The 2,079-nt window shown below is 64.4% G+C and carries 5 protein-coding genes; 1 reads left to right on the forward strand and 4 read right to left on the reverse strand.

All coding sequences use genetic code 11. The annotated features are described in order from the left end of the window. Window positions 1-31: 31 nt before the first annotated feature. The 4 genes from ACWNCF_RS00610 to ACWNCF_RS00625 are packed head-to-tail and all read right to left on the reverse strand — an operon-like array spanning window position 32 to window position 1,842. On the reverse strand, window positions 32-235 hold the full coding sequence (locus ACWNCF_RS00610) for a hypothetical protein (RefSeq protein WP_449405657.1): 204 nt from the start codon (window positions 233-235) through the stop codon (window positions 32-34). A 28-nt stretch (window positions 236-263) separates the two neighbouring features. Beyond that, window positions 264-977 (reverse strand): response regulator, encoded by a 714-nt coding sequence (locus ACWNCF_RS00615; protein WP_449405658.1) that lies wholly within the window; start codon window positions 975-977, stop codon window positions 264-266. Beyond that, window positions 974-1,327 (reverse strand): hypothetical protein, encoded by a 354-nt coding sequence (locus tag ACWNCF_RS00620; protein ID WP_449405659.1) that lies wholly within the window; start codon window positions 1,325-1,327, stop codon window positions 974-976. Before ACWNCF_RS00620 ends, ACWNCF_RS00615 begins: the two co-directional genes overlap by 4 nt. Continuing rightward, the gene (locus ACWNCF_RS00625; RefSeq protein ID WP_449405660.1) at window positions 1,300-1,842 is read right to left on the reverse strand and encodes an extracellular solute-binding protein; all 543 of its coding nucleotides are present in this window, start codon (window positions 1,840-1,842) and stop codon (window positions 1,300-1,302) included. Before ACWNCF_RS00625 ends, ACWNCF_RS00620 begins: the two co-directional genes overlap by 28 nt. On the opposite strand from ACWNCF_RS00625, the gene ACWNCF_RS00630 reads away from it, so the two are divergent. Then, a partial coding sequence (locus tag ACWNCF_RS00630; RefSeq protein WP_449405661.1) for a hypothetical protein occupies window positions 1,843-2,079 on the forward strand: 237 nt, incomplete at its 3' end.

A 2,079-nucleotide genomic window follows, 5' to 3' on the forward strand; every position in this document is an offset into this window, starting at 1 on the left:
GCACCCAGCTTTCCGGCGACCGCCGCCAAGATCAACGCTGGACCGCCGGCAGGCTCATGAAGAAGCGGATCGCGCCGGCCGCGCTGTGCGCGACCGACCGTGCAGCGGCCGTGGTCTCCAGTTCGGCCTTGGCCCGGCTCTGCGTTATCCAGATCAGGTTGCCAATGAACTGGCTCAGCAGGATGGCGACGACCAGCGCCGCCGAAAGCCTGCCCAGTAGCGTCCTGGGCAGCATGGCGCCAAGCCGTCCTTGTTGCCCCGCGCTAGACATGGGCGCTGCGCACTTCGGCCGAGAATACGTAACCCACGCCACGTACCGTCTTGATCAAGGGCGTTTCGCGGCCGTCGTCGTTCAGGCGCGCACGCAACCGGCTGATCTGGACGTCGAGCGAGCGGTCGTAGGGACCGGCATCGCGGCCACGTGTCGTTTCGTGCAGTTGGCCGCGTTCGAAAATATCGCCAGGCCGCTCGACAAAGCATTTCAGTAGCTGAAAATCGAGGCCGCTCAGCGGCACGAGTTCGTCGCCGGGGTCGCGCAGCGTGCGCTCGATCACATCGAGCGTATATCCGGCAAAGCGGTGGAAGCGGGGCGCGCAGGCGGCGTCGATGCCGGTCCTCCGGTGTATGGCCTTGATGCGGGCCAGCAGCTCGCGTGGGCTACAAGGCTTGCCAATGTAATCGTCGGCACCGAGTTCCAGGCCGACGATCCGGTCGGTTTCCTCGGCACTTGCCGTCAGCATGATGACGGGAACGTTGGAGCGCTGACGAACCAGCCGGCACAGTGCGAAGCCGTCGGTATCGGGCAGCATGACATCGAGGATGATCAGCGATAGCGCGTCCGGGTCGCGTTCGAAGACATCGCGAAAACTCGCGCCGTCCTCCGCCAGGATAACGTCGTACTGGTTTTTCTCGAGGTAGGTCTTGAGCAGCGCTCCGATTTTCTGATCGTCGTCGACGACAAGTATCTTGCGTTTCATGGCTGGCGGGTTCTCTTGATGGCACGGCCGGCAATCGCCAGCCGCTGTTGGGTGTCGAGGACGTCGATGCGGTCGTCGGAGAAGAACCTGTGCAGCTCGCTGACCAGGGCGTTGCGCATGGATTCATCGCCCGACATGCCGACGACAATGCCGGGCACGAGCACCGCACCCGGCCGGGCCAGCAGGGTCCACGATTCGCGCGCGCAGCTATCCATTGTGCCAAGTCCTGGCCGGCGGATGACTGGAACGGAACCTTTGGCCCGGTTATAACGGTCCTGCACGTCGGTCGACATTGCGATTGCCGCGAGCCGACGTTGCGCTTCTACAGGTACATGGCGCGAGCGCAGCATTGCCAGCGCGTCGAGGTCGTACAGGTGTACATTGGCCGTCCCGGCGCCGCCGCACATCCGAACGCCACATCGGTGGCCAACCCGGCGGCATTCAGCTCTGCCTTGACCCAATCGCCACCGACCAGCATGGCCGCGTGGCCATCGCCGAGTTGGCGCGCGACGTTGACCCAGTCATCCTCCCCGGTCTGGTGGCGCATCCAGCGCTTCAGGCGGCGCAGACGCTGCAGCACGCGACCAAGGAGGGGATCGGTGAATGCGCTTTCGTCGAGGTCGAGGAAGATCTGCCGATGAAAGGCGACACCGAGGTCGGCCAGCACAAGGTTTTCGAAGAGGACGGCAATCTGCCACGGCTCGCTGCTTTGCGACAGCGGCACGACGCCGGCGCGCTCGAGGCGCGGCGCCATGCTCTCGAACTGGTCCCAGGTGCGCGGCGGCGTGAGGCGCAGACGGTCGAAAACCCTGCGGTTGTAGATCAGTGTATTGAGGCGGTGCACACCGAGCGGAACGGCCAGCACATGTCCATCTTGTTCGATGACGCGTGCAACGGCGGGCAGGAGGAGGGCGTCCAGTTGCCCGTGCCGCACCTGTCCAGATCAAGGCCATCGACCAGCAACTGCTCGCCGACCCGCTCGGCAAGTACGCTCCACATTGCTGTCCAACTTCCGAATGCGCGCGACGTTCGATTGCACTGTCATGGCCCGATGACTTGCGCGTCAGCGGAACTGGTGCAGCACATCCTCACCGCGGTCCAA

The organism is Massilia phosphatilytica (assembly GCF_977014125.1).

What these genes read in the sequence shown, in the direction of transcription:
- ACWNCF_RS00615 (WP_449405658.1), bottom strand. Translation starts at nt 977, where the DNA reads ATGAAACGCAAGATACTTGTCGTCGACGACGATCAGAAAATCGGAGCG.
- ACWNCF_RS00610 (WP_449405657.1), bottom strand. Translation starts at nt 235, where the DNA reads ATGCTGCCCAGGACGCTACTGGGCAGGCTTTCGGCGGCGCTGGTCGTC.
- ACWNCF_RS00620 (WP_449405659.1), bottom strand. Translation starts at nt 1,327, where the DNA reads ATGCTGCGCTCGCGCCATGTACCTGTAGAAGCGCAACGTCGGCTCGCG.